This window comes from Mesorhizobium sp. M0772 (assembly GCF_040320135.1).
In the GTDB taxonomy this organism is placed as follows: domain Bacteria; phylum Pseudomonadota; class Alphaproteobacteria; order Rhizobiales; family Rhizobiaceae; genus Mesorhizobium.
Map to the genome: position 1 here is coordinate 41218 of NZ_JAMYPB010000011.1, position 23330 is coordinate 64547.

Here is a 23330-nt window from a genome sequence, read left to right on the forward strand (position 1 = left end):
ATAGTCTTTGTCTTTTTGCTGCCGGGCTTCGCTCAAAGTTCAAATCTCCTAAGCAGAGGGATGCCGATCTTCGCGAGCACAGATTCCATGATACGCACTGCAGCGCGCTGGCGGCGCCGAAGATGGCCGGCATAGACGGCGTTGTACTCCACTGTTGCCACGGCGCCGCGCAAGCGTTTGAAGGCGGCGGCACCGGCGCTCATGTTGAAGAACAGGCCGTGCACCATCGCATGATCCTGAGCCAGCGCCATCATCATGCGGTAAAGGCCTTCGCTCACCGGGAGGCCGGTGTCGTAGCCGACGATGGGCTGCGTCAGTGTCCTGCCGTTCTGAGACAAAGCGGCGACGGCGACCAGTTCACCGCCGGGACGACGCAGGCCTGCCAGTTGCAGGATGCCGCGACGGTGCGTCTCGCCGATATAGCGGGCGGTGTAGTGCGGGTTGAGCGGCGTGTATTTGTCGAGATAGAGCATCCGGTAGAGCGCTTCGGCGCGCGCATAGTCGGCCTCGGTGAAGTCGCCATTGCCGACCTGCTCGAAAGGCGTCGTGGGCAGCCGCTTGCGGTCGCGCTTCATGTCGTTGGTCATGGCCGAACCGCGGCCGGCGAAGATGTAGATCTGCCGCGCCGCCAGCATTCGAAAACCCTCCGCCTTCAGCGCTGCGATTGTCGAGGGATCGGCGATCTCGTTCAGGGAGCGGATGAGAACAGCGCGATCGGGAAAACGCGCCGTGAGATCGTCGCGGATCGCAGCGACCGCGTTGCGATCGAGCAGCGGCACCGGATTGGTCGAATAGAGCCAGTTGTTGACCTGAACCTGATGGTCGAGGCCGCTCATCCTGACCAGCGGCGCGCACAGGCCAATCAACATGCGGATCGCTCTTTGCAGCATGGGCGACGAGACGAAATTGCGGGTCTCGTCGATGGCGTAGTCGATATAGGCGCTGGACGGGCAGCAGACATAGCAGTTCGGCGCCTCGCTTCTGTCGTTCAGCGTCAGTGGAAAGAAGCGGCCAGCGATCTCGAGGGCCTCGACGGCGACCGTCAGATTTCGCACGAGGTCGCGCACCGGCACCTCGTTGAATAGCTGAACGAAGGCTTCGACCTCACGCGGGTTGTTTTCAACCTGGTCCAGTTGAGCGACTGGCAATGCGGCAGGCCGATTCACGTCCTCATCCCCAGTCGGCATTCTACACGGCGCAGTTTACGGCTGGTCTCCAGCGGCAGGCTCTTGCGCAGGAGGCTGACTCTCACCGTCGCCTGGCGCGCGGCCAGTAGCGTTCGCACGGCTGCATGCGCGGCAGTGGCGGCTTCGTCGGCGAGCTCGGGCGCAAGGCTAAGTTCGATGACGTCGGCAGCGGTCTGGACCAGGCGGAAATCGTCGATGCGCCGGTCGGCCTTGAGCACCGCATTGCGTAGTATGTCGGGCGTGACGAGGAGCTGCCCGTGCGGCGAGGCGAGCCGGAAAGCGTCGTCCATGCGGCCGACGATCTCGTCCAGCGTGCGCAGCGGCGAGCCGCAGCGGCATGGCTTTTCGGACAGCCGCAGCAGATCGTTCATCCGGTAGCGCGCCATGATCTGGGTCCGGCGGCGAAAGGCGGTGATCAGCGGCATGACCAGGCCGTCGCCGGCCGGTTCGAACTCGAAGAACACCGAATCCTCGGCCAGATGCAGCCCGCCCTGGGGGCAGGTGACGGCGAACAGCCCTTCCGTCGCCATGTAGATCTGGTCGAGCTGACGACCAAAGAATGCCTGGATGACCGGCCGGTCAACCGGGTCGAGCGTTTCGGCGGCGCTGAAGACACGCTGCGGCTTGAGCCTAAAGCCCTCGGCCGCGAAGTGCCGCAGCATCTTCGGCGGCGCGATGATCACCGTCGGCGCGAAACCTTCGAGAGCGCCGCGCCAGCTCTCCGGACCGCGCGTCAGATCGAAGAAGCGCAGGTCGATACGCCGCGATTTGCGCGCGCTATCGTAGAGCCCGGTGTTTTGCGGCAGGATCACCGCAACGCGCTGCCGGCGCCAGAGCAGATCGGGCACTGCCTTGGCCAGGATGGTGCCCAGCCAGCGGTATTTTTCCGCTTCGGAAATGATGAACAGGCCACGATTGCCCGACGTGCCGGTGCTGGCGCCGACTGTCAGTTCACCAATGCGGCCATCGCCTGCCTGCGCCTTCCAGGCCTCGGCGGCCGAGACGCCGCGGATGTTGAAGCGCTCGAAATTGCCCATCAGCGTCGCCTTGTCGGTCACCGGCAGATCGCCGAGATGACGCGGCGTCTTGCCGTAGAACGGCGCGCGCGGCAGGTCGCGGTCGAGAAAGCGGCGCAAGGCATGACCTTGCCAGCGTTCGAAATTCTCACGGCTCTTGCGCGAGAGCCATTGCGTCAACACAAACGAACGGGCCGCTTCCGTCGGCCCGTTCATGCGCTCTCTCCGGCAAGATCGTAGGCCGTCACCGCCGGATCATGACAAAGAACAACCTCGCCGCCGGTCGCCAGAAACCGGCGCAACATTACGCTGGTCGGCTCGATCGCGGCGGCATCCTCGGCCAGCAGGGTTGCCGGCAGACCGGGAGTTCGGTTTTCGACAAGGGCCGCGAACAACCATTGCGCGTCGACGGCGTAGAGCAGCGGCCGCTCCAGATTTGGGAACGAAAGGCCGAACTGGCCATCGGCATGGCCGGGCAGATCGACTGCGATGACGCTGCCGTCGCCGAACAGATCGGCGCCGCCTGGCACGCCGCCGCGAGGTTCGATCCGCCGCTTCGACGACAGCCCGTCGAGCCGGCTCTCGAAATCGGGCGGGAACAGTTCCTTGAAGACGCCATGGCGCAGATTCTGCCGGGAAGTCTTGGCCTTCGCCCGCGCCCAGGCGGTGTCATTGGCGATAAGCCGAGCGTTGGGAAACAGCGACAGGCCCGACATGTGGTCGGCATGGAAATGCGTGACAATGACGGTGCGCACATCCTGCAAAGACAGGCCGAAGCGCGCCAGTACCGCGAGCGGCTGCTCGGCTTCGTTGAGCTGGGGCCGGAGGATCGCACTGTAAAGACGCAGCGCCGTGCTGCGCTCGCTGCCTTGTGTCACATGCGGCGTGTAGCCGGTATCGATCAGTACGGGGCCGGCCTGCGGATGCATGATCAGGCCGTAGCGGACACGTAGCCTGACCTTCGCCCAGCTGCCGCCGCGCAGGATCAGGCGCTCGGCTGCGCTGACAGAGGCGCTGTTGGCGAAGACGATCTTCACGCAGCCTCCCTGCTTTCCGTCGCCTTGCCGAATGTGCGATCGAGCCCTTCCTCGAACGACACTTTCGGCGCCCAGCCGAGGATGCGGCCTGCCTTGGAAAGATCGAGGCTCTGCGCATAGGCGAACAGGCCAAGACCGTAGCGCGTCACCGGCGGTTCCGGGCGGCCGGGCAATATATTCGCTACCGTCTCCGCTATCCCGGCCGCCAGCATGGCGGGCCAGAGCGGCATTCTGCGCCAGCGCGGCTGCACGCCGGCGCGGGCGCAGGCCGCCTCGGCAATGCGGCGGACCGGCACCACTTCGCCGCCGGAGACGTTGAATATCTGTCCCTCGGCAGCGCTGCCAGCGGAGAGCGCGGCAAGCACGGCATCGACGACATCCTCTACATAAGTGAGATCGATGCGCGCCTTGCCGTCGCGAAAAAGCGGCAGCGGGCGCTGCCGTGCCACCTGCAGCAGGCGCGGCAGCAGCGTGCGGTCGCCGGGACCGTAGAGGCCGCGCGGCCGCAGCACCACCGGGCTGATCTCAGGCGCCGCCAGCACGATCTCCTCGGCCTGCCGCTTGGTGCGGGCATAGTGGTTGACCGGAGGGGGCAAGGCCGCATTCTCGGAAACTCCGAGCTGGTCGCGATAGGCGAAACAGACCGTCGGGCTGGAGATATGGACGAAGCGGCGCACGCCTTGCCCGCGCGCGAAATCGCTGAGGTTGCGGGTAGCTGTGACATTTGCCGTCTGGAAATCCGCCAACCTGCCGAAGGGCGCGGAAAGTGCCGCGCAGTGGATGATCGCATCGACGCCGTCGAGAGCGCGCGCGGCAGCTGCATCGAATGGTTGAGACAAATCGAGCCGAACGACCCGATGACCAGCGGCTTCGAGCGCCGCGCAGCGTTTGGCGTCCCTGCCAAGACCCAGCGCCGGTGTACCCAGTGCAGCCAGCCGCGCCATGACATGCGCGCCGAGGAAGCCGCTGGCGCCGGTGACGAGGACGCGTCCCACGGTCATGCTTCCAGCGCCATGCCGCCGAACGACACGCCGGCCGAGGTGCCGAGGAACAGCACTTTGGCGCCGGGCACAATGCGTTGTTCGCGGCGCGCGACGTCGAGCGCAAAGGGGATGGAAGCGGCGATCTGATTGCCGTAGCGCGCCGCGATGTCGACCAGCTTTTCCCTGGCGAAGCCGGTCTGGCGCGCCATGTGGGCGAGCGCCAAAGGGCTCGCCTGATGCGGCACGACGAGGTCGACATCGTCGTGCCGCCAGCCGGCGCGATCGAGCAACTCCGCTACAAAGCCGTTGAAATGGCGTGACGTGACGCGAAACAGTTCCTTACCCTCCATGTGGAACAGGCTGTGGCGGGCGAATTCCTCAGGCTCACGATGAAAGTCGAACCGGGTGCCACCGGAGCCGATGCTGCAGGCCTCATAGGCGGAAGGGTAGGTGCGCATCAGGTTGGCCGCCACCCCACCTTCGCCAGGGGCTGCCTGTTGCAGCACGGCGGCCGCCGCGCCATCGCCGAAGAGGGCCGCAATTTCCGGCTGGTCCTGCCACGGCAGGGCGCGCGAGGCGATTTCAGACGAGAACACCAGCGCCGTCCGGCATTGCCCGGCCTCGATCAGGCGCGACGCGGTCTCGAAGGCTGTGAGGAAGCCGAGGCAGGTGCTGTTGACGTCGAAAGCGGCCGCCGACCCATCGGCAAGGCCGAGGCGCTGCATGACCAGCGGCGCCGTCGACGGCGCCGGCTGGTAAGGCACGCCGCAACCGCCGATGACCAGATCGACACTGCCTGTCTCAAGTTCGGCATCGGCAAGCGCCAGACGGGCTGCGGCACAAGCAAGGTCGACCTGCGATTCGGCCTCGCAGACATAGCGTTCGATGATGCCGGTCGCGGCCTCGAAATGTCCATCGCCAAACCCCAGCCGCGCATCGAGGGCGCGCGACGTCACGCATCGAGCCGGCACGGCCCGCCCCGTTCCGATGATCCTGATCCGCATTCTCAGCCCGCCGCTTGAGTTGCGCTTTTCGCAATCCTTAGATCGGATCGTTCGGCGATAACAGCGTCGTTTTCAAGACGCGCCGGCAAAGCGCTTACGCCTTGCGCTCCCAGCGCCGGTCCGGCGTCTGCTGCCAGTAGGTGACCGCGTGGCCAGCCTCCTTCAGCACCTTCCAATGCATCCGCGCACCTTCTACCTGGGCCGTGTCGTGACCGTCGAAAAGGAACACGGCGCGTTCATAGCCGGCGAGATCCGCGGGTGCGGCGCCATCGACGAGGAAGCGTATCTGCGCCTGGTTGGGGTTGGCGTCGCTTGTGGTGAGAAGGATTGGCTGTTCGGCCGGATGGGCTTCACGGTCGGTCGCGTGCGCGAGGAACGAATCGTCCCTGAACGTCCACAGATGCTGGTCGAGCGCGTCGCGCCGCTCTTCGGTGCCGGTCTGCACCACGGCTCGCCAGCCGCGATCGATGCTGCGCTCGAGCAGGCCCGGCAGCGCATCCTCCAGCGTCGATTCGGTCAGGTGGTAGAACAGGACATCGGCCATTCCCTGCCTTATCCCTCGTAATTGTCGCGCACCAGCCGGTCGAGCAGCCTGACGCCGAAACCCGAGCCCCAGGACTGGTTGATCTCGCTCGGCGGCGAGCCCATCGCGGTGCCGGCGATGTCGAGATGCGCCCACGGCGTTTCCTTGACGAACCGGTGCAGGAACTGCGCGGCGATGATGGCGCCACCATAGCGGCCGCCGATGTTCTTCATGTCGGCGTTCTTGGAATCGATCAGCTTGTCGTATTCGGGCCCAAGCGGCATGCGCCAGAGCCGCTCCTGACTCGCCTGGCCGGCCGCCGTCAACCTGTCCGAAAGTTCGTCATTGTTGGAGAACAGGCCGGCATAATGCTGGCCGAGCGCGACCATGATGGCGCCGGTCAGCGTCGCCAGATTGACCATGAATTTCGGCTGGAAGCGGTCGTTGCAATACCACAGCGCGTCGGCCAGAACGAGGCGTCCTTCGGCATCGGTGTTGAGCACCTCGATGGTCTGACCCGACATCGAGGTGACGATGTCGCCGGGGCGCTGGGCATGGCCGTCGACGGCATTTTCCACCAGCCCGACGATGCCGACGACATTGGCCTTGGCCTTTCGCGCGGCCAGCGCCTGGATGAGCCCGATGACGGCCGCGGCACCGCCCATGTCGCCCTTCATGTCTTCCATGCCGGAGGCCGGCTTCATAGAATTGCCGCCGGTGTCGAAGGTGACGCCCTTGCCGACGAAGGCGACCGGTGCGTCCTTGGCCTTGCCGCCCTTCCATTGCATGACAGCCATCCGGGCGCCGCGCGGCGAACCCTGCGCGACACCGAGGAGCGAGCCCATGCCGAGCTTCTTCATTTCCTTCTCGGTGAGGATCTCGACCTCGACGCCGAGCGCTTCCAGTTCCTTGGCGCGGGCGGCGAATTCGATCGGGCCGAGCGTATTGGCCGGTTCGTTGACAAGGTCGCGCGCCAGAAGCACGCCGTCGATGACCGCAACCTCGTCGGCGAAGGCCTTTTTCGCCGCGGCGGGATCGGCGGTGTGGATGGTCACCTTGACCGGTTTCTTCGGCTCGGCATCGTCCTTGTCTTTCCTGGTCTTGTATTTGTCGAAGGAGTAGCTGCGAAGAATGATGCCGGCGGCAAGGTTCGCCGCTTGCCTGCCGCCAATCTTTGCGCCCGGCACATCGAGGATGACGGCCACCTCCGCTGCCTTGCGCAGGGACGCGGCGATGGTGCCGCCAAGCTTCAGCCAGGCAAAGTCATCGAGGCCGGTGACCTTGCCGGCGCCGACCGCCACCAGTCGGTCGAGCGATGTTCCCTGCGGCGCCAGCACTTCGACGACACCGGCGAATTTTCCGGAAAACTCCGCCACCGGAAACGCCCGCGCCAGCGTTCCTGAGGGGTCGCAGGCCTTTGCCGGTTCGCCAAGACCACCATCGTCGGCCGCCAGCACGAAGATGCTGCCCTTTTTGGGTGCGGCAAATTTGGCGAAGGCGATCAATGGTCTCAAAGTCATCAGGTCCTGCTTTCGGGAAACGGCTCAGATTTTCAGGAAAAATGCATTCTCAGGGAAGATGCGCGACATTTGGTCGTTTTCCTTGATTTGGCAAGACTTTGCCGGAATCAGGGCTCATATGCGCAGCGGAATCGATAACGATTCGTCGCGGCACGGCTCCGCTTTCCTGCCGCAACCTGTTGTTAACCATTGATGTTCTCCCTTTCTTATCCATTGCCGCCGACACTCCGGCCTGCGGGACGGGCGATGTGGGACGGAGAATCGGATCGAACCGCCTGAAAGAAATGGCCAAACGCACCCAGTTGTACAGCCGCAGCCGGACGACTACCTTGTCGGCGGGCATGATGCCGTTCGGCAAATCGAGAAAAGCCTTACATGAAGGTCGTTGAACGCTACATCATGCGTCGCGCACTGGCGGTGTTTCTCGCTGCGCTGATCTGGACGCTGGCCATTGTCTGGACGACGCAGGTGCTTGCCCGCATCGACCTGGTCACCGATAGTGGCCAATCGGCGCTGACTTTTTTCGAGGTCGCGGGCCTCATCATCCCCACCATCATCCCGATCGTGGTGCCATTCGCCCTGGTGGTGGCGGTGGCCCAGACGCTCAGCGTCATGAACTCCGATTCGGAATTGGCCGTCATCAACGCCGCCGGCGCCTCGCGCTGGACGATTGTGCGGCCGGTCCTGCTGATCGCGCTGGCGGCCAGCGTCTTTTCCTTCGCGGTCGACAATGGCGTCGAACCCTATGCCAGGCAGAAGAACCGCCAGCTGATCGCGTCCTCGCGCGCCGATCTCTTGTCGCTGATCATCCAGGAAGGCACGTTCCGCAAGATCGACGACGGGCTGTTCCTGCAGATAGGCGAGCGGCTGCCGGACAACCGGCTCGGCGGCATCTTCGTGGCCGATTCGCGCGAGGAAGGCGCCAATCTGATCTATTATGCCAAGAGTGGTAGCGTCGTCGAAAAGGGTGATGAGAAGGTGCTGATGATGAATGACGGCGTCATTCATCGCAAGACGCTGACCGGCGATCTGTCGGTTATCCGCTTCACGTCCTACGCCTTCGACCTTTCCGCCTTCATGTCGGCGGCGAACGATATCATGCTCCTGCCCAAGGACCGAACGACGCAATACCTGCTCAACCCGGATCCGAACGACAAGATCTTCCAGCGCAGGCCCGGCGCCTACAAGGCCGAGCTCGACCAGCGTTTTTCCGAATGGTCCTATTCGCTGGTGTTCGCGCTGATCGCGCTGGCGGTCGCAGGCGATGCGCGCTCACACCGCGAGGCGCGCATCCACCCGCTGATCACAGCCATCGCCATTGCGCTGTTCGTGCGCTGGCTGGGCTTCTTTGCCGCCGGCAAGGCCGACAAGATCCCGCAATACGCCTATATGGTCTATGGCGTGCCGGTCATCGCCTCGGCGGTCGCCATCTGGTTCATCGTCACCTCGCGAAGCATGGAACTGCCCGGCAGCTGGGCCGACTGGATGACGAATTTCGCCGGCCGCGTCAGCGATGGCTGGACGGCGCTCAAGCTGCGCCTCAATCGGCGCTACACATCCGGCCAGGGAGCCTGACGATGGGCTGGACCCTGGGCCGCTACTTCTTCTTTCGCTACGTGTCGATCACGATCTGGTTCTTCATCGGCCTTCTGGCGCTGGTGTTCCTGATCGACTTCACCGAGCTGTCCGGCCGCATCACCGGCCTGCCGGGCTTCACCTACGGCACGGCGGTCGCCATCTCGGCGCTGAGGATGCCGATGATCATGCTGCAGACGGTGCCGTTCGTCGGCCTGTTCTCGGCGATGGCGACGCTGGTCTCGCTCAACCGAAAATACGAGCTGGTGATTGCGCGCTCGGCCGGAGTGTCGGCCTGGCAGTTTCTGTTGCCCTGCTGCATCGGTGCGCTGTTATTCGGCATATTGTCGGTCGGCGTGCTCAATCCGATCGCCGCGCATGGCTTCTCATGGTCGGAGCAGATGGAAAACCAGCTGCGATCCGGCAATTCGAACGCGGTGGCGGCCGATGCCACGCCGTGGATCCGCCAGAAAACCAACTCCGGCGATACCATCATCGGCGCCCGCGCCATCCTGAACCAGGGCCTGGAAATGGCCGACACCGTGTTCTTCGTCCTCGATCCGCAGGGCAATATCGTCGAGCGCAAGGACGCGGCCCGGGCCTTTCTGCGCGACGGCTACTGGGAATTGCAGGACGTCAAGGTGTTCAAGGACGGCAACATCCGTTCCGAAACGACCGACCAGTTGCCGACCAACCTCAAGCCGGAATTCGTGCAGGAACGGCTGGCGCGCCCCGAAACCATCCCGTTTTACGACCTTCCCGGCAAGATTGAGGTTGCCCGCTCCTTCGGCCTCAAGGCAAATGCCTTCGCCATGCAGTTCGATTCGCTGGTGGCGTTACCGTTCCTGCTTGTGGCCATGACGCTGATTGCGGCAACAGTTTCAATGCGATTTGCGAGGATGGGGCAGTCGGCAACGATGATTCTGGGTGGCGTCCTCGCCGGCTTTCTGCTTTATGTCGTTTCGGTATTGGTCAAGGCATTCGGCGTTGCGGGATTCGTGCCCACAGCCGTGGCTGCATGGGTTCCGGTTGTCGTGGCTATGTTCTTTGGGGTGACATTCCTGCTATACAAGGAAGACGGCTAGTGAGGGAGGCGGCTTTGCGCAGCCATAGGCAGGCCGGTTTGGCGCGCCTCTATTCGGCGAGCGCCTTGGCATGCCTGCTCGCCTGCGGCGTGCTGACGGCCCCTGCGCTGGCGCAGGACGTTACCGACGTGGCAACGAAGGTTCCCTCCGGCTCCCAGATGCTGCTGGCGGCCGACACGCTCGTCTATAACAACGACAACCAGACGGTCACCGCCATCGGCGGCGTCCAGATCGACTATGGCGGCAACAAGCTCGTCGCCCAGCGCGTCGTCTATGATCGAAACACCAAGCGGCTGGTTGCCAGCGGCAATGTCGAGATCGTCAACAGCGACGGCACCAAGATCAACTCGCAGCATATCGACATTACCGACGATTTCGCTGACGGTTTCGTTAATGCGCTGCGCGTCGAAACGCCCGAAAAGGCCTATTTCGCCGCCGAAAGCGCCGAGCGCATGGGCGGCGTGATGACGACGTTCCACAACGGCGTCTATACGGCCTGCGAGCCTTGCGAAGACAAGCCGGACAAGGCGCCGACCTGGCGGATCAAAGCCAGGAAGATCATCTGGAACGGCGAAAAGAAAACGGTTCGCTTCGAGAACGCGAATTTCGAATTCTTCGGTTTCCCGCTGGCTTATCTGCCGGCGTTCGAGATCGCCGACCCGACGGTCAAGCGCAAAAGCGGCTTCCTGATCCCCAGCATCGGCTACAACAATCGTCTCGGCGTCGGCGTCAAAGTCCCCTACTACTTCGCTTTGTCGCCGACCTACGACCTCACCGTTACTGGCAGCGGCTACACCAAGCAGGGTTTCCTCGGCGAGGCCGAGTGGCGCCAGCGCTTCAACAATGGCCAATACACGCTGAAGCTTGCCGGAATCAACCAGCAGGACCCTGGCGCTTTCCGTGATTTCGCGGCTTTCCCCGGCGGCTACAATGTCAATTCGGGGCCAGCAGGCGATCCGAACAAGTTCCGCGGCATGATGGGCACCAAGGGCCAGTTCGCCATCAATCCGCGCTGGGACTTCGGCTGGGATATCCTGCTTCAGACCGACAAGAATTTTTCGCGTACCTATACGATCGAAGGCTACAACGACGCCGTGCATCAATCGTCGGTCTACCTGACCGGCCTAAACGACCGCAATTATTTCGATGTGCGCGCCATGCGCTTCCAGGTTCAGGAAAATACGCCCGACAGCAATCCCTTCGCGCGCAGTGACAAGCAGCCCTGGGTGCTGCCCTCGCTCGATTACGCATATATACCCGACATGTCTGTGGCCGGTGGCCAGCTGTCGTTGAACGTCAACGTGCGTGTCATCCGCCGCGACGACCTCGATCAGGCCTTTTTCCTCCCCCCCGATCCGCCGGGCGTTCAGCGCGTGCGCGGCATCGAGGGCGAATCTGGGCGCCTCACCGCCGAAACCGAATGGAAGCGCACCTTCACCACCGATGGCGGACTGCAGCTGACGCCGCTTCTGGCTTTGCAAGGTGACGTCGACTATCTCAACGCCTCCTCCGGCTCGCTCGCCGCCATCAATCAGATGGCTACCGATCCGCGAATTAATGCGTCCGACGACATGCGGTCCTCCTTCGCCCGGTACATGGCGACCGCCGGACTTGAAATGCGCTGGCCGGTGCTGTTCTCGATGACCGGCTCCAGCCATATCGTCGAGCCGATGGCGCAGCTCTTCATGCGCCCGAATGAGCAGTATGTCGGCGGGCTCGCCGTTCCCAACGAGGATGCACAGAGCTTCGTCTTCGACGCCACGACCCTGTTCGAGCGCGACAAGTTCTCCGGCTACGACCGCGTCGAAGGCGGCAGCCGCGCCAATGTCGGGTTCCGCTATTCCGGCGCCTACGACAATGGCTGGGGCACCAACGCGATCTTCGGCCAATCCTACCAGTTGGGCGGGCGCAACTCGTTCGATTCACCGGATCTGGTCAATGCGGGCGCCGATTCCGGCCTGGAGACTTCGACCTCCGACTATGTCGGCCTTGTCGGCTTCAGCAGCCCGAGCGGCTTCTCCGGTTCGCTCAGCGGCCGCTTCGACGAGCAGACCTTCGAAGTTCGCCGTGCCGAGGTGAAGGCCGCCTATTCCGGGCTGCCGGTTTCGCTGAGCGCCAAATACGCCTTCATCCAGGCGCAGCCGCTCTATGGTTTCACCACCGACCGCCACGAAGTCACGCTCGGCGCCTCGACACACCTGGCCGAAAACTGGCGCGTCTTCGGCACCGGCACCTACGACCTGCAACAAAGCGTGCTGGTCAAGGACGGCGTCGGCTTTGCCTACAATGATTCCTGCTTCACCTACCTGATGACGTACTCGGAATCACGCGACATCAACACCAAGGAAGTGTCGCAGAATGTCGGCTTCAACCTGTCGTTCCGCACGCTCGGCGATTTCGGCTCGTCCCAAAGCTCGATCGACTCCATCCAGTAGAGCCGGCTGACGACATCGTTTTGCCGCATAAAGCGGGCACGGATTTCGCCAATATCGGGCTGGAATCGGCCAAAACCGGGCTAGAATTGGGATGCTTTCGATGAGGAAATACCTGTTTTCGGCAGGATTCGCGCTCCTGTTGGCGGCGACCTCGGTCTCTGTCACCATGATGGTACCGCCGGCCTTCGCCAGTGAAATCAAGTATGTCGTCAACAACATGCCGATCACCACCGGCGACATCGCGCACCGGGCTGCCTTCCTGAAACTGCAGCGCAAGAAGGGTGACGCGGGTCAGGAAATGATCGACCAGACGCTGCGTATGGCGGAGGCCAGGCGTCTCGGCATCCGCATCTCCGACGCCCAGGTAGAGGCTGCCTATCAGCGCTTTGCCTCGAGCAACAAGATGCAGCTCAAGCAGCTCGACGGTGTCATGGCGCAGTCCGGCGTGACCAAGGAGCATTTCAAGGAATTCATCCGCTCCCAGATGGCGTGGAACCAGGCGCTGAGCGCACGCTACAGCGGCGGCGGCGGGGAGGTGAGCGAACAGGATCTGGTCAAGCGCATGCTCGAAAAAGGCGGCGCCAAGCCAAGCGCCACCGAGTACATGCTGCAGCAGGTGATCTTCGTGGTGCCGAAGGCCGAGCGCAGTGCCACACTCGCCAAACGCAAGCGCGAGGCCGAAGCCATGCGCGCCCGCTTCAATGGCTGCAACACCACGCGTGAATTCGCCAAGGGCCTGATCGACGTCACCGTTCGCGACCTCCCCCGATTGCTGGCGCCGCAACTGCCGCCGGACTGGGCCGAGCAGATCAAGGCCACCAAGCTGGGCGGCGCCACGGCCGTGCGCGAGACCGATCGCGGCATTGAATTCATCGGCATCTGCTCGTCGCGCGAGGTTTCCGACGACAAGGCGGCCCAGATGGTGTTCCAGAGCGAAGGCAGCGGCGACAAGAACGCCGACGAGCTCTCGGCCAAATATGTAGAAGAGCTGAAGGCGAAAGCCAAGATCGTTACGCGCTGAACCGGCCCAGCCGTGCGTGAGACAGAGCTTCCGCTGGCGCTGAGCGTCGGCGATCCATCCGGCGTCGGTCCGGAAATCGCCATTGCCGCGTGGCAGAGCGCCCGCGGTTCCGGTGCCGCGCCCTTCTATCTTCTCGCCGATCCGGCGCTGATTGCCGCGCGGGCGCGCCGGCTCGGCGCGGCGGTGGCAATCGCCGAGACGGTGCCGGCCCAAGCGGCTGGTGTCTTTCAACACGCCTTGCCCGTGGTGCCGCTGGCGGCCCACTTCACCGATGATCCCGGCCGGCCCGACCCGGCCAATGCCGCCGGCATCATCGAGGCCATCGATCGCGCCGTCGCCGACTGCCTTGCCGGTCACGCGGCCGCGGTCGTCACCTGTCCGATCGCGAAGAAGCCGCTTTACGATGCCGGCTTCGGCTTTCCCGGTCACACCGAATATCTGGCGCATCTGGCCTCGCTCCACACCGGCGGCACGGTGACGCCGGTGATGCTGCTCGCCGGCCCCGAATTGCGCACCGTTCCTGTCACCATCCACATCGCGCTGGCCGAGGTGCCGAAGACGCTGACGACGGAGCTGATCGTTGCCATCGCGCGCATCACCGCCGGCGATCTTGCACGCCGTTTCGGCATCGCCAGGCCGAGGCTCGCGCTTGCCGGCCTCAATCCGCATGCCGGCGAAAGCGGCGCCATGGGGACAGAGGACGAGCGCATCATTCGTCCTGCGGTCGACATGTTGCGGGCGCAAGGCATCGATGCCTTCGGGCCGCTGCCGGCCGATACGATGTTTCATGCGCGCGCCCGCGCCGGCTACGACGTGGCGGTCTGCATGTATCATGACCAGGCGTTGATCCCGGCCAAGGCGCTGGCCTTCGACGAGGCCGTCAACGTCACGCTTGGCCTGCCGTTCATCCGCACCTCGCCCGATCACGGCACAGCCTTCGACATCGCCGGCAAGGGCATCGCACGTCCCGACAGCCTGATCGCGGCGCTGAAGCTGGCCCGCCGGCTGGCCGATACCGGCGCAAAGCCCGCAGCTGCATGAGCCCAAAATCATGAGCCCAAAATCATGAGCCAAATTCATGAGCATTGACGGGCTGCCGCCGCTGCGCGAGGTGATCGAGCGCCATGGACTGCAGGCAAAGAAGGCGCTTGGCCAGAATTTCCTGCTCGACCTCAATTTGACCGGCAAGATCGCGCGGGTCGCCGGCAACCTCAGCGACAGCACGGTGATCGAGGTCGGCCCCGGCCCCGGCGGGCTGACCAGGGCGCTGCTCGCTGCCGGTGCCGGCCGCGTCGTCGCCATCGAGCGCGACGAACGCTGCCTTGCGGCCTTGGCCGAGGTCTCCAACCACTATCCGGGCCGGCTCGAGGTGATCAGAGGCGATGCGCTGAAGACGGATTTTGCCGCTCTTGCCAAGACCGCGTCACAAGACGGCCCGGTGAGGATTGCCGCCAACCTGCCCTACAATATCGGCACCGAGCTGTTGATCCGTTGGCTGACCGTGGCGGACTGGCCACCCTTCTATCAATCGATGACGCTGATGTTCCAGCGCGAGGTGGCCGAGCGCATTGTCGCCGGTGCCGGCAGCAATGCTTATGGCCGGCTCGGCGTGCTGGCGGGCTGGCGGACCGAGGCGAGGATCGCCTTCGACGTGCCGCCGCAAGCGTTCACGCCGCCACCCAAGGTAACGTCCTCGGTGGTGCATCTGGTGCCGCGCGCCAGCCCTTTGTCAACCGACGTGAAAAAACTCGGTCGCGTCACCGAAGCCGCTTTCGGCCAGCGCCGGAAAATGCTGCGGCAGAGCGTGAAGAGCCTGGGTGGCGAGGCACTGCTGACGCGCGCCGGCATCGATCCGACCCGGCGTGCGGAGACGCTCAGCGTCGAGGAATTCGTGCGGCTGACAAACGCGGTTTGACCGGCGGCGCTGGTCGGCCGTGGACCCAAATCGCATCCTGTGTGACAGCGACGACAAGCAGCATATAGCGGCATGCAGTTCCGGTGAGTCGCCGAGCGTGATATTGTCGTCATATGAAAAAGAGTACCTCAAGCCTCCGGCCGACCCAAAATGGCCAGTTTGTCCTGACCAGCGGCAGGGGCGAAAAAATCAGCGCGGTTGAAGGCTTGAAGCTATCGCAACGTATGGGCTTCATTCTGAAGGAAAGCCGTGAGCGCGGCCTGAGCGGGGATGAGCGCAGGGCGCTTATCAAGGACCAAGTAACCCGCAAGAAGTAGGATCGGCAGGTGGTCTATGCCGCTGAACATGATCCGCTGTGCTACCCAGGCACGACCGTTCTCCGCAACAGGCTGAATATCAAAGACCAGGCCCAACTCGATCAATTCGAGTTGGCACTTTTCCTGACCAGGGCCGACGAACATATCCCCGCAGGCCGTCTGGATTTCGAGCACTACAAGGCTGTCCATCATCACCTGTTCCAGGACGTTTATGAATGGGCGGGAGAGGTTCCCGCCATCCGCATCGGCAAGGGAGGCAACTGGTTCTGCTATCCTGAGTATATCAACCAGGAAATGCATAGAATTTTCGGCGAACTCGCCGACGGTGATTATCTCTGCGAACTCGACCTCGACGCCTTCGCCGTTCGGGCCGCGCATGTTTTGGCCGAAATCAATGCCGTCCACCCGTTTCGCGAAGGCAACGGCCGCACGCAGCTTACCTTTCTGGCAATGCTGATGGAGAATGCGGGATTCCCATTCAATGCCGATATGCTCGGTCGCGAAAACGTCCTGAATGCGATGATTGAGAGCTTTGCCGGCGAGGAAACCCCATTGGCAGAACTCATAAAAGATATCGCCAGCCAGTAACAGATGCCCACAGCGTCCATATTGCCAGATCGTTTGCCAAAGACGCCTTCATGGGACAGCCGGCCATCGGAACGACAGCTGCCTATTCCGTCTTCTCGTCCAGCAACCCCGAGACGAAATCGAACAGCCCGGGCCGGCGGTCGCGCCGCAGCCTTTCCGCCGTCACGATGCCACGCACTTCGGCGAAGGCGCGGTCGAGATCGTCGTTGACGATGACAAAGTCATATTCCTTCCAGTGCTCGATCTCGTTGCGGGCGTTCTTCAGCCTGGTCTCGATCACGTGCTCCTGGTCCTCGGCGCGGCGCTTGAGGCGCGACTTCAATTCCTTCATCGACGGCGGCAGGATGAAGATCGAGACGATGTCGGCGCGCATCTTCTCCTTGAGCTGCTGGGCGCCTTGCCAGTCGATGTCGAAGAGCATGTCACGGCCCTGCGCCAGCGCCAGTTCGGCCGGCTCGCGCGGCGTCGCGTAGCAATTGCCGTGCACCTCGGCCCATTCGAGCAATGCGTCGGAATCGCGCAGCCGCTCGAACTCGCGCGTGGTGCGGAAGTGATAGTGGACGCCCTCGATCTCCGAGCCGCGGCGTGGCCTGGTAGTGACCGAGACCGATAATTCCAGGCTGCCGTCGCTTTCCAGCAGGTTGCGCGCGATCGTCGACTTGCCGGCGCCCGACGGCGACGACAGGACCAGCATCAGCCCGCGGCGGCGAATGCGGGATCCGAGATCCCTGGCAATCATCGGCTCCTTGCCACCCATTCGGGTTTACTCCAGATTCTGGACCTGTTCGCGAAACTGGTCGACCACCGCCTTCAGTTCCAGCCCGATGGCGGTGACAGTGGCGGCGTTCGACTTGGAACACAGCGTATTCGATTCGCGGTTGAATTCCTGCGCCAGAAAATCGAGCTTGCGGCCGATGGCGCCGCCATTTGCCAGCAGCGCTCTGCCCGACGCCACATGCGTCTTCAGCCGATCGATCTCTTCACGGATATCGGCCTTGGTGGCCAGGAACGCCGCTTCCATGTGCAGCCGGCCGGCATCGAGATTGGCCGACGCATCCATCAGCAGCCGCACCTGTTCGGCGATCCGCTCGCGGATCGCCGCCGGTTCGCGCGACGGGTCGGCCTCGGCTTGAAGCGTCAGCGCCTCAATGGCGTCGATATGGCCGGAAAGCAGCGAACGCAGCGCTTCGCCCTCGTTCTGGCGTGCCTGCTCGAGACCTGTAAGCGCCGTTTCCAGCGCGGACAGGATTGACGCGTCGAGTGCTGCCCGCACCTCCTCGGTTTCGCTGGTTTCAGGGATATCGAGCACGCCGCGCAGGGAAAGCAGACCGTCGGCAGTTGCCGGACCAACACCGAACTGGTCCTGCAGCCGCTTGGCCAAGCCCGCCAGATCCCTGAGGAAGGCTTCGTTGACCACCGGCTGCGCCTGCTGGCCGGCGGCGCGGCCGACGGTCAGCGTCGCTTGGAAATTGCCACGCGAAAAGCGCTTCTGCAGCGTCTGCCGCACAGTCGGTTCGAGCCGCTCGAAACCTTGCGGCAACCGCAACCTGACCTCGACGCTCTTGCCGTTGACCGACTTGACCTCCCAGGCGATCGAGGCGCCGTCATGTTCGGCAACAGTGCGTGCAAATCCGGTCATGCTCTGCAAATTCATGATGCGGCTCGTGTCTCCCTGATGGTCCGATTCTACAAATTGCGCATGCGTTCGATATCACGGGCGGCGCGAATGTCAGAATCGCAATACCGGCAAGATGTTGATTTCCGCTGTCGTTTTCGATCTCGCAGGGCTGAAATCGAGAAGCAGAGGCACCCGAGCAAGACCGAAAACGCTTCGAACCGCGCTGTTCGTTCAAGCAGCAGCGCGTCCGCCTCTGTCCGCGTTGCTTAAGGTCGATCCGTCTGAAAGCGCCGACCTGCTACTGGGCGGCACCCGTATCGCCGCCGGCATCACCGCTGTCACCGGCGGCATCGCCACTTGCGTCACCGTTGTCGTCGCCATCCGCCGGCGCATCGGTCTGGCCCGGAGTCTTGGCGCCCTTGGCGGCGTCTTCAGCCTGCTTCTTCTGCAGTGCCCGGTAGCGGGCAACGTTCTCATTGTGCTCGGCAAGCGTGGTGGCAAAGACGTGGCCGCCGGTGCCGTCGGCGACGAAATAGAGATCATCGGTCTTCGACGGGTTGGCGACGGCTTCGAGCGCGGCGCGGCCGGGATTGGCGATCGGCGTCGGCGGCAGGCCGTTGATCAGATAGGTGTTGTAAGGCGTCTGTTTCTGGATGTCAGATTGATAAATCGGCCGGTCGGCGGGTTTGCCCTTGCCGCCGAACAGGCCGTAAATGATGGTCGGATCGGATTGCAGCCGCATGCCCTTGGCCAGACGGTTGAGGAAGACGGCGGCAACGCGCGAGCGCTCGTCGCCCCGGCCGGTTTCCTTTTCGACGATCGAGGCCAAGGTGACGAAGTCGTCGACATTGGCCAGAGGCAGGTCGGGCGCGCGCCGCTGCCAGACCTCGTCGACCAACTTCTTCTGGTCGGCGAGCAGCTTGTCGACCATCTGTTGGCGCGTGGCGCCGCGGGTAAAGCGCAGCGTGTCGGTGGCGAGGCTGCCCTCAGCCGGCTTGGCGGCCGGCATGTCGCCGGTCAGCGCATCCTGCTCGGCGATGCGCTGCAGCGCCTGCTCGACCGTCAGGCCCTCGGGAATGGTCAGCGAATACATCACCGACTTGCCGCTCTTCAGAAGCTCCATGATGTCGCGCATGGAGGCGCGCGGCTTTATCTCGTATTCGCCTGCCTTCAGCGCTGAATCATTGCCATAGACCCGCACGGCGATGCGGAAGATGCGGGCATCGCTGATCAGCCCACGCCGTTCGAGCTGGTCGGCAATATCCTGGACGCCGGTGCTCGGCTTGACCAGGAAGGTGTCGCCGGCCACCGACGGGCCCGGTTCGTTGAATGCCTGCTTGCCGAAATAGAGCGAAACGCCGGCGGCGAGGATCATCAACATCACCGCGGAGATGACGAAGTTCATGAACACGACGACTTGGCTGCGCGAGGCGCGCGAGCGCTTTGGTGGTGGTGTGCCGGCTTCCGGGCGCAAAGCTTCGGCCGCGGTCTTCGGCACGATCGGGCCGGTCTGCTGGTTTTGTCCGAATTGTCCGCTGCCGCCCGGATTGGTGTTCATTAGCGCCCTACCATCTGATCTCTGAGAGCGACCATGCGCCCGATTGGACGCACAGCGTGCCCTAACATTTCAAGCCTACGCATCGTGCTTTTAAAAAAAGCGCCTTCGGTTTCAGGCCGATGCGACGAATCCCCAGCGGCAGAGTAGGCTTGAATATGGCAAAATTGACGACAGACCGCTGGCGCGCCGGTCGATACCGCAATCAGCCTGTATAACGCTGGAATACCAGCGAAGCGTTGGTGCCGCCGAAGCCGAAGGAGTTGGACAGCGCCACGTCGACCTGGCGATGCCGTGGCGTGTTCGGAACAAGATCGATCGCGGTTTCGCGTTCCGGGTTGTCAAGATTGATGGTGGCTGGCGCGATGTTGTCTCTGATAGCGAGGATCGAAAAGATCGCCTCGGCGGCGCCCGCGGCACCCAGGAGATGGCCGATCGACGACTTGGTCGATGACATCGAGATTTTCGAGGCGGCGTTGCCGACCAGCCGCTCGACGGCGCCGAGTTCGATCGTGTCGGCCATGGTCGAGGTGCCGTGCGCGTTGATGTAGTCGACGTCGGCGGGCGTCAGCTTGGCCCGGTTCAGCGCCGCCGTCATGCAGCGGAAGGCGCCGTCGCCGTCTTCGGCCGGTGCAGTGATGTGATAGGCATCGCCGGTCAGGCCGTAGCCGGTGACCTCGGCATAGATCTTGGCGCCGCGCGCCTTGGCGTGTTCGAGTTCTTCCAGCACGACGACCCCGGCGCCCTCGCCCATGACGAAGCCGTCACGGTCGCGGTCATAGGGACGCGAGGCCTTCTCAGGCGTGTCGTTGCGGTCGGTGGACAGTGCCCGGCAAGCAGCGAAGCCGGCAAGCGATAGTCTGGTCACCGGCGATTCCGCGCCGCCGGCCAGCATCACGTCGGCATCGCCGAAGATGATCAGCCGGGCGGCATCGCCAATGGCGTGCGCGCCGGTCGAGCAGGCGGTGACGACGGCGTGGTTGGGGCCTTTCAGCCCATGCCGGATCGATACCTGGCCAGATACCAGGTTGATAATGTTGCCGGGAATGAAGAATGGACTGATACGGCGCGGTCCGCGCTCTTTCAGGATGATAGCGTTCTCGGCGATGCCCTCGAGGCCGCCAATGCCGGAGCCGATCATGACGCCGGTGGCGCAGCGCTCGGCTTCGGTGCTGGGCTCCCAGCCGGAATCCTTCAGCGCTTCGTCGGCGGCCGCAATCCCGTAAAGGATGAAGTCGCCGATCTTGCGCAGTTCCTTGGGCTCGAGCACGGCTTCGGGATTGAGCGTGCCGTTGGTGCCGTCACCGCGCGGAATGACGTGGGCTATCTTGCAGGCAAGATCTTCCACTTCGAACTCGGTGACGCGCTTGGCGGCGCTGCGGCCGGTCAGAAGTTCCTTCCAGCTGTGCTCGAAGCCCATGCCGAACGGCGAAACCAGGCCAAGGCCCGTGACGACGACACGCCTCATCGCAGGTCCTCCCCGGTGATGACTGCGGATATTGTCAGGCCGAAGCCTTGTCGATGTACTTCACGGCATCGCCGACGGTCAGGATGGTCTCGGCCGCATCGTCCGGGATCTCGACGCCGAACTCTTCTTCGAAGGCCATGACGAGTTCGACCGTGTCGAGGCTGTCCGCGCCCAGATCATCGATGAAGCTCGCCTGCTCCGTCACCTTGTCGGCATCGACGCCAAGATGTTCGATGACGATCTTCTTGACGCGCTCTGCGGTGTCACTCATTTGGGGCATCCTCGTCTTTTGTTTGTCTGTCTTCGTTAGCGGGCAGAATGCCGCTAATCAAGCTGAAAGATGGTCCTGCCGGAAACGCAACGATGCCGGACCGGTTTTTGCCCGAACCGCCGGGTTGCGGGCCGCATTACACGAAAAATGGCTGAGGTCCAAGGCGAAATGGTCTCTTTTCACAAGCCGGCCATGTCTTCTTATCACCCGGCAGTATCCCGTCAGATCATGGCCATGCCGCCGTTGACATGGATGGTCTGGCCGGTGACGTAGGCTGCCTCGTTGGAGGCGAGATAGGCGACGGCCGACCCCACTTCAACACTCGTGCCCATGCGGCGCGTCGGGATCGCGGCCATTATCGCGTCTTTCTGCTTGTCGTTGAGCTTGTCGGTCATGGCCGATTCGATAAAGCCCGGGGCGACGCAGTTGACGGTGATGTTGCGGGTGGCGATCTCCTGCGCCAGCGACTTGGAAAAGCCGATCATGCCGGCCTTGGAGGCGCAATAATTGGTCTGGCCAGGATTGCCGGTGACGCCGACCACCGAGGTGATGTTGATGATGCGGCCATGGCGGCGGCGCATCATCGGATGGGTCAGCTCGCGGGTCAGCCGGAACACGGCGGTGAGGTTCACCTCCAGCACGCTGTCCCAATCCGCGTCCGCCATGCGCACGAACAGGCCGTCCTTGGTGATGCCGGCATTGTTGACCAGTATGTCGACGCCTTCGAGTTCGGCTTCGGCCTTCTGACCAAGCGCCTTGACCTCGTCACGGTCGGCAAGATTGGCCGGGAACAGCTTTACCCGGTCGCCGAGTTCGCCGGCCAGGGTCTCCAGTTTCTCGATGCGGGTGCCGTGCAGGCCGACAATGGCGCCTTGCGCATGCAGCACCCGGGCAATCGCCTCGCCAATGCCGCCGGATGCGCCGGTGACGAGCGCCTTGCGGCCGGTCAGTTCGAACATTTTCGTCTCCTGATCTTAAGAGAACACCCTTCCCACGGGAGGGGTTGAATCGCCAGTGGATTATGCAAGCGCGGCCAGCGCCGCCTCGACATCGGCCGGCGTTCCGACGGCTGACGTGGCGATGTCGCGGTTGATCCGCCGCGCCAGGCCGGAAAGCACCTTGCCGGCGCCGATCTCAAAGAGCGTGGCGACGCCATTGGCGCCGAACCACTCCACCGTTTCGCGCCAGCGCACGCGGCCGGTGATCTGCTCGACCAGGCGGCGCGCGATCTCGTCGGGGTCGCTGGTCGGGACTACAGTGACGTTGGAGACGACGGGCACCACCGGTGCATTCTTGGTCACGCCGGCCAGCGCCTCGCGCATGACATCGGCCGCCGGCGCCATCAGCGCCGAATGGAAGGGGGCCGAGACCTGCAGCATCAGCGCCCGCTTCGCGCCCTTTTCGGTGCACAGTTTCGCGGCGAGTTCCACCGCCGCCCTTGCGCCGGAGATCACCAGCTGGCCGCCGCCATTGTCGTTGGCGATCTGGCAGACTTTGCCGGATCCCGTTGCGGCCTCGGTGCAAGCGGCTTCGACGTCGGGCTGTTCCAGTCCGATGATCGCCGCCATGGCGCCCTCGCCGGCCGGCACCGCCGCCTGCATGGCGTTGCCGCGGATGCGCAGCAGCCGGGCGGCATCGGCGACCGAAACGAAACCGGCCGCGGCAAGGGCGGAATATTCGCCGAGCGAATGACCGGCAACGTAGGCAACCTTGTCCTTCAGCGAAAAGCCGCGCGCTTCCAGCGAGCGGATCGCCGCCAGCGAGACCGCCATCAGCGCCGGCTGGGCATTGGCAGTCAGGGTCAGCGCCTCTTCCGGGCCTTCCCAGATCAGTTTCGACAGCTTTTCGCCCAGCGCATCATCGACTTCCTCGAACACCCTGCGTGCCTCGGGGAAGGCGTCGGCGAGGTCCTTCCCCATGCCGACAGCCTGGCTGCCCTGTCCCGGAAAGGTGAATGCGACGGCCATTTGGGCGCTCTCCAGCGGCTGATTTTTCCTGCCTGTGACGCAAGGCGGACCGCCAAGTCAAGCCCGGAGGCGGCATTTCGGCTCTCGCTTGAACCGGAGCTGACCTCGAGTCCCTGTTCCCAAAGGCTTTTTGCCGATCACACCTGATGAAAACCGCTCACGAATCGTTTGCTGGCTCTTCTTATTTTCGCCACAGGCGCTAGCTTTTGCATGACAGTTCTATGACAGAACGGTGGCGCGAGTGG

Annotated in this window: 23 protein-coding genes; 8 read left to right on the forward strand and 15 right to left on the reverse strand. The window is 63.5% G+C overall.

What is annotated here, in order from left to right:
• Nucleotides 1–32: 32 nt before the first annotated feature.
• The 8 genes from NKI06_RS10190 to NKI06_RS10225 all read right to left on the reverse strand — a co-directional run bounded on the left by NKI06_RS10190 (nt 33) and on the right by NKI06_RS10225 (nt 7613).
• A complete protein-coding gene (locus NKI06_RS10190) occupies nt 33–1166 on the reverse strand; it encodes a GNAT family N-acetyltransferase (RefSeq protein WP_352985128.1) in 1134 nt (377 codons plus the stop codon).
• The gene (locus NKI06_RS10195; protein WP_023685700.1) at nt 1163–2419 is read right to left on the reverse strand and encodes a F390 synthetase-related protein; all 1257 of its coding nucleotides are present in this window, start codon (nt 2417–2419) and stop codon (nt 1163–1165) included. Before NKI06_RS10195 ends, NKI06_RS10190 begins: the two co-directional genes overlap by 4 nt.
• Nucleotides 2416–3240: an MBL fold metallo-hydrolase gene (locus tag NKI06_RS10200; protein ID WP_023727343.1), complete on the reverse strand. Its 825-nt coding sequence runs from the start codon at nt 3238–3240 to the stop codon at nt 2416–2418. Before NKI06_RS10200 ends, NKI06_RS10195 begins: the two co-directional genes overlap by 4 nt.
• The gene (locus NKI06_RS10205; protein WP_352654440.1) at nt 3237–4241 is read right to left on the reverse strand and encodes an NAD-dependent epimerase/dehydratase family protein; all 1005 of its coding nucleotides are present in this window, start codon (nt 4239–4241) and stop codon (nt 3237–3239) included. Before NKI06_RS10205 ends, NKI06_RS10200 begins: the two co-directional genes overlap by 4 nt.
• Complete coding sequence (locus tag NKI06_RS10210; RefSeq protein ID WP_352985131.1) at nt 4238–5179, reverse strand: 3-oxoacyl-[acyl-carrier-protein] synthase III C-terminal domain-containing protein; 942 nt, start codon at nt 5177–5179, stop codon at nt 4238–4240. The genes NKI06_RS10205 and NKI06_RS10210 overlap by 4 nt, the downstream gene beginning before the upstream one ends.
• 142 nt (nt 5180–5321) lie before the next feature.
• Nucleotides 5322–5771, reverse strand: a complete 450-nt coding sequence (locus NKI06_RS10215; RefSeq protein ID WP_023805663.1) for a DNA polymerase III subunit chi — start codon at nt 5769–5771, stop codon at nt 5322–5324.
• 8 nt (nt 5772–5779) lie between these two features.
• Entirely contained in the window at nt 5780–7270 is a 1491-nt protein-coding gene (locus NKI06_RS10220) for a leucyl aminopeptidase (protein WP_352985132.1), read from the reverse strand.
• A 49-nt stretch (nt 7271–7319) separates the two neighbouring features.
• Nucleotides 7320–7613: a hypothetical protein gene (locus NKI06_RS10225; RefSeq protein ID WP_155923279.1), complete on the reverse strand. Its 294-nt coding sequence runs from the start codon at nt 7611–7613 to the stop codon at nt 7320–7322.
• Between the two features lie 32 nt (nt 7614–7645).
• Between NKI06_RS10225 and lptF the strand changes: the two genes are divergently transcribed.
• The 8 genes from lptF (at nt 7646) to NKI06_RS10265 (ending at nt 16206) form a co-directional block, all read left to right on the forward strand.
• Nucleotides 7646–8845 carry an LPS export ABC transporter permease LptF gene (lptF, locus tag NKI06_RS10230; protein ID WP_023672737.1) on the forward strand — a complete coding sequence of 400 codons (1200 nt, stop codon included), beginning with the start codon at nt 7646–7648 and terminating at the stop codon, nt 8843–8845.
• A 2-nt stretch (nt 8846–8847) separates the two neighbouring features.
• A complete protein-coding gene (gene lptG, locus NKI06_RS10235; RefSeq protein WP_023695591.1) occupies nt 8848–9930 on the forward strand; it encodes an LPS export ABC transporter permease LptG in 1083 nt (360 codons plus the stop codon).
• Nucleotides 9930–12365, forward strand: a complete 2436-nt coding sequence (locus tag NKI06_RS10240) for an LPS-assembly protein LptD (protein WP_352985134.1) — start codon at nt 9930–9932, stop codon at nt 12363–12365. Before lptG ends, NKI06_RS10240 begins: the two co-directional genes overlap by 1 nt.
• A 91-nt stretch (nt 12366–12456) precedes the next feature.
• Nucleotides 12457–13386 carry a peptidylprolyl isomerase gene (locus NKI06_RS10245; RefSeq protein WP_023695593.1) on the forward strand — a complete coding sequence of 310 codons (930 nt, stop codon included), beginning with the start codon at nt 12457–12459 and terminating at the stop codon, nt 13384–13386.
• Between the two features lie 12 nt (nt 13387–13398).
• Complete coding sequence (pdxA, locus tag NKI06_RS10250; RefSeq protein WP_031195193.1) at nt 13399–14427, forward strand: 4-hydroxythreonine-4-phosphate dehydrogenase PdxA; 1029 nt, start codon at nt 13399–13401, stop codon at nt 14425–14427.
• 37 nt (nt 14428–14464) lie between these two features.
• Complete coding sequence (gene rsmA / locus NKI06_RS10255; RefSeq protein WP_352985136.1) at nt 14465–15301, forward strand: 16S rRNA (adenine(1518)-N(6)/adenine(1519)-N(6))-dimethyltransferase RsmA; 837 nt, start codon at nt 14465–14467, stop codon at nt 15299–15301.
• Between the two features lie 113 nt (nt 15302–15414).
• On the forward strand, nt 15415–15618 hold the full coding sequence (locus tag NKI06_RS10260) for a hypothetical protein (RefSeq protein WP_023693963.1): 204 nt from the start codon (nt 15415–15417) through the stop codon (nt 15616–15618).
• A 9-nt stretch (nt 15619–15627) separates the two neighbouring features.
• Nucleotides 15628–16206 carry a Fic/DOC family protein gene (locus NKI06_RS10265; RefSeq protein ID WP_023693964.1) on the forward strand — a complete coding sequence of 193 codons (579 nt, stop codon included), beginning with the start codon at nt 15628–15630 and terminating at the stop codon, nt 16204–16206.
• Nucleotides 16207–16288: 82 nt separating this feature from the next.
• Here NKI06_RS10265 and gmk read toward each other — a convergent pair whose 3' ends face one another.
• The 7 genes from gmk to fabD form a co-directional block, all read right to left on the reverse strand.
• On the reverse strand, nt 16289–16963 hold the full coding sequence (gmk, locus tag NKI06_RS10270) for a guanylate kinase (RefSeq protein ID WP_502900583.1): 675 nt from the start codon (nt 16961–16963) through the stop codon (nt 16289–16291).
• A 6-nt stretch (nt 16964–16969) separates the two neighbouring features.
• The gene (locus tag NKI06_RS10275) at nt 16970–17860 is read right to left on the reverse strand and encodes a YicC/YloC family endoribonuclease (RefSeq protein WP_023685689.1); all 891 of its coding nucleotides are present in this window, start codon (nt 17858–17860) and stop codon (nt 16970–16972) included.
• Nucleotides 17861–18122: 262 nt separating this feature from the next.
• A complete protein-coding gene (gene mltG / locus NKI06_RS10280; protein ID WP_023672727.1) occupies nt 18123–19382 on the reverse strand; it encodes an endolytic transglycosylase MltG in 1260 nt (419 codons plus the stop codon).
• Between the two features lie 202 nt (nt 19383–19584).
• A complete protein-coding gene (gene fabF / locus NKI06_RS10285) occupies nt 19585–20847 on the reverse strand; it encodes a beta-ketoacyl-ACP synthase II (RefSeq protein WP_023685687.1) in 1263 nt (420 codons plus the stop codon).
• Between the two features lie 34 nt (nt 20848–20881).
• Nucleotides 20882–21118, reverse strand: coding sequence for an acyl carrier protein (locus tag NKI06_RS10290; protein ID WP_006203723.1), 237 nt, complete (start codon nt 21116–21118; stop codon nt 20882–20884).
• A gap of 221 nt (nt 21119–21339) precedes the next feature.
• A complete protein-coding gene (fabG, locus tag NKI06_RS10295) occupies nt 21340–22077 on the reverse strand; it encodes a 3-oxoacyl-[acyl-carrier-protein] reductase (RefSeq protein WP_023693966.1) in 738 nt (245 codons plus the stop codon).
• 60 nt (nt 22078–22137) lie between these two features.
• Nucleotides 22138–23085 (reverse strand): ACP S-malonyltransferase, encoded by a 948-nt coding sequence (gene fabD / locus NKI06_RS10300; protein ID WP_023711935.1) that lies wholly within the window; start codon nt 23083–23085, stop codon nt 22138–22140.
• Nucleotides 23086–23330 lie beyond the last annotated feature (245 nt).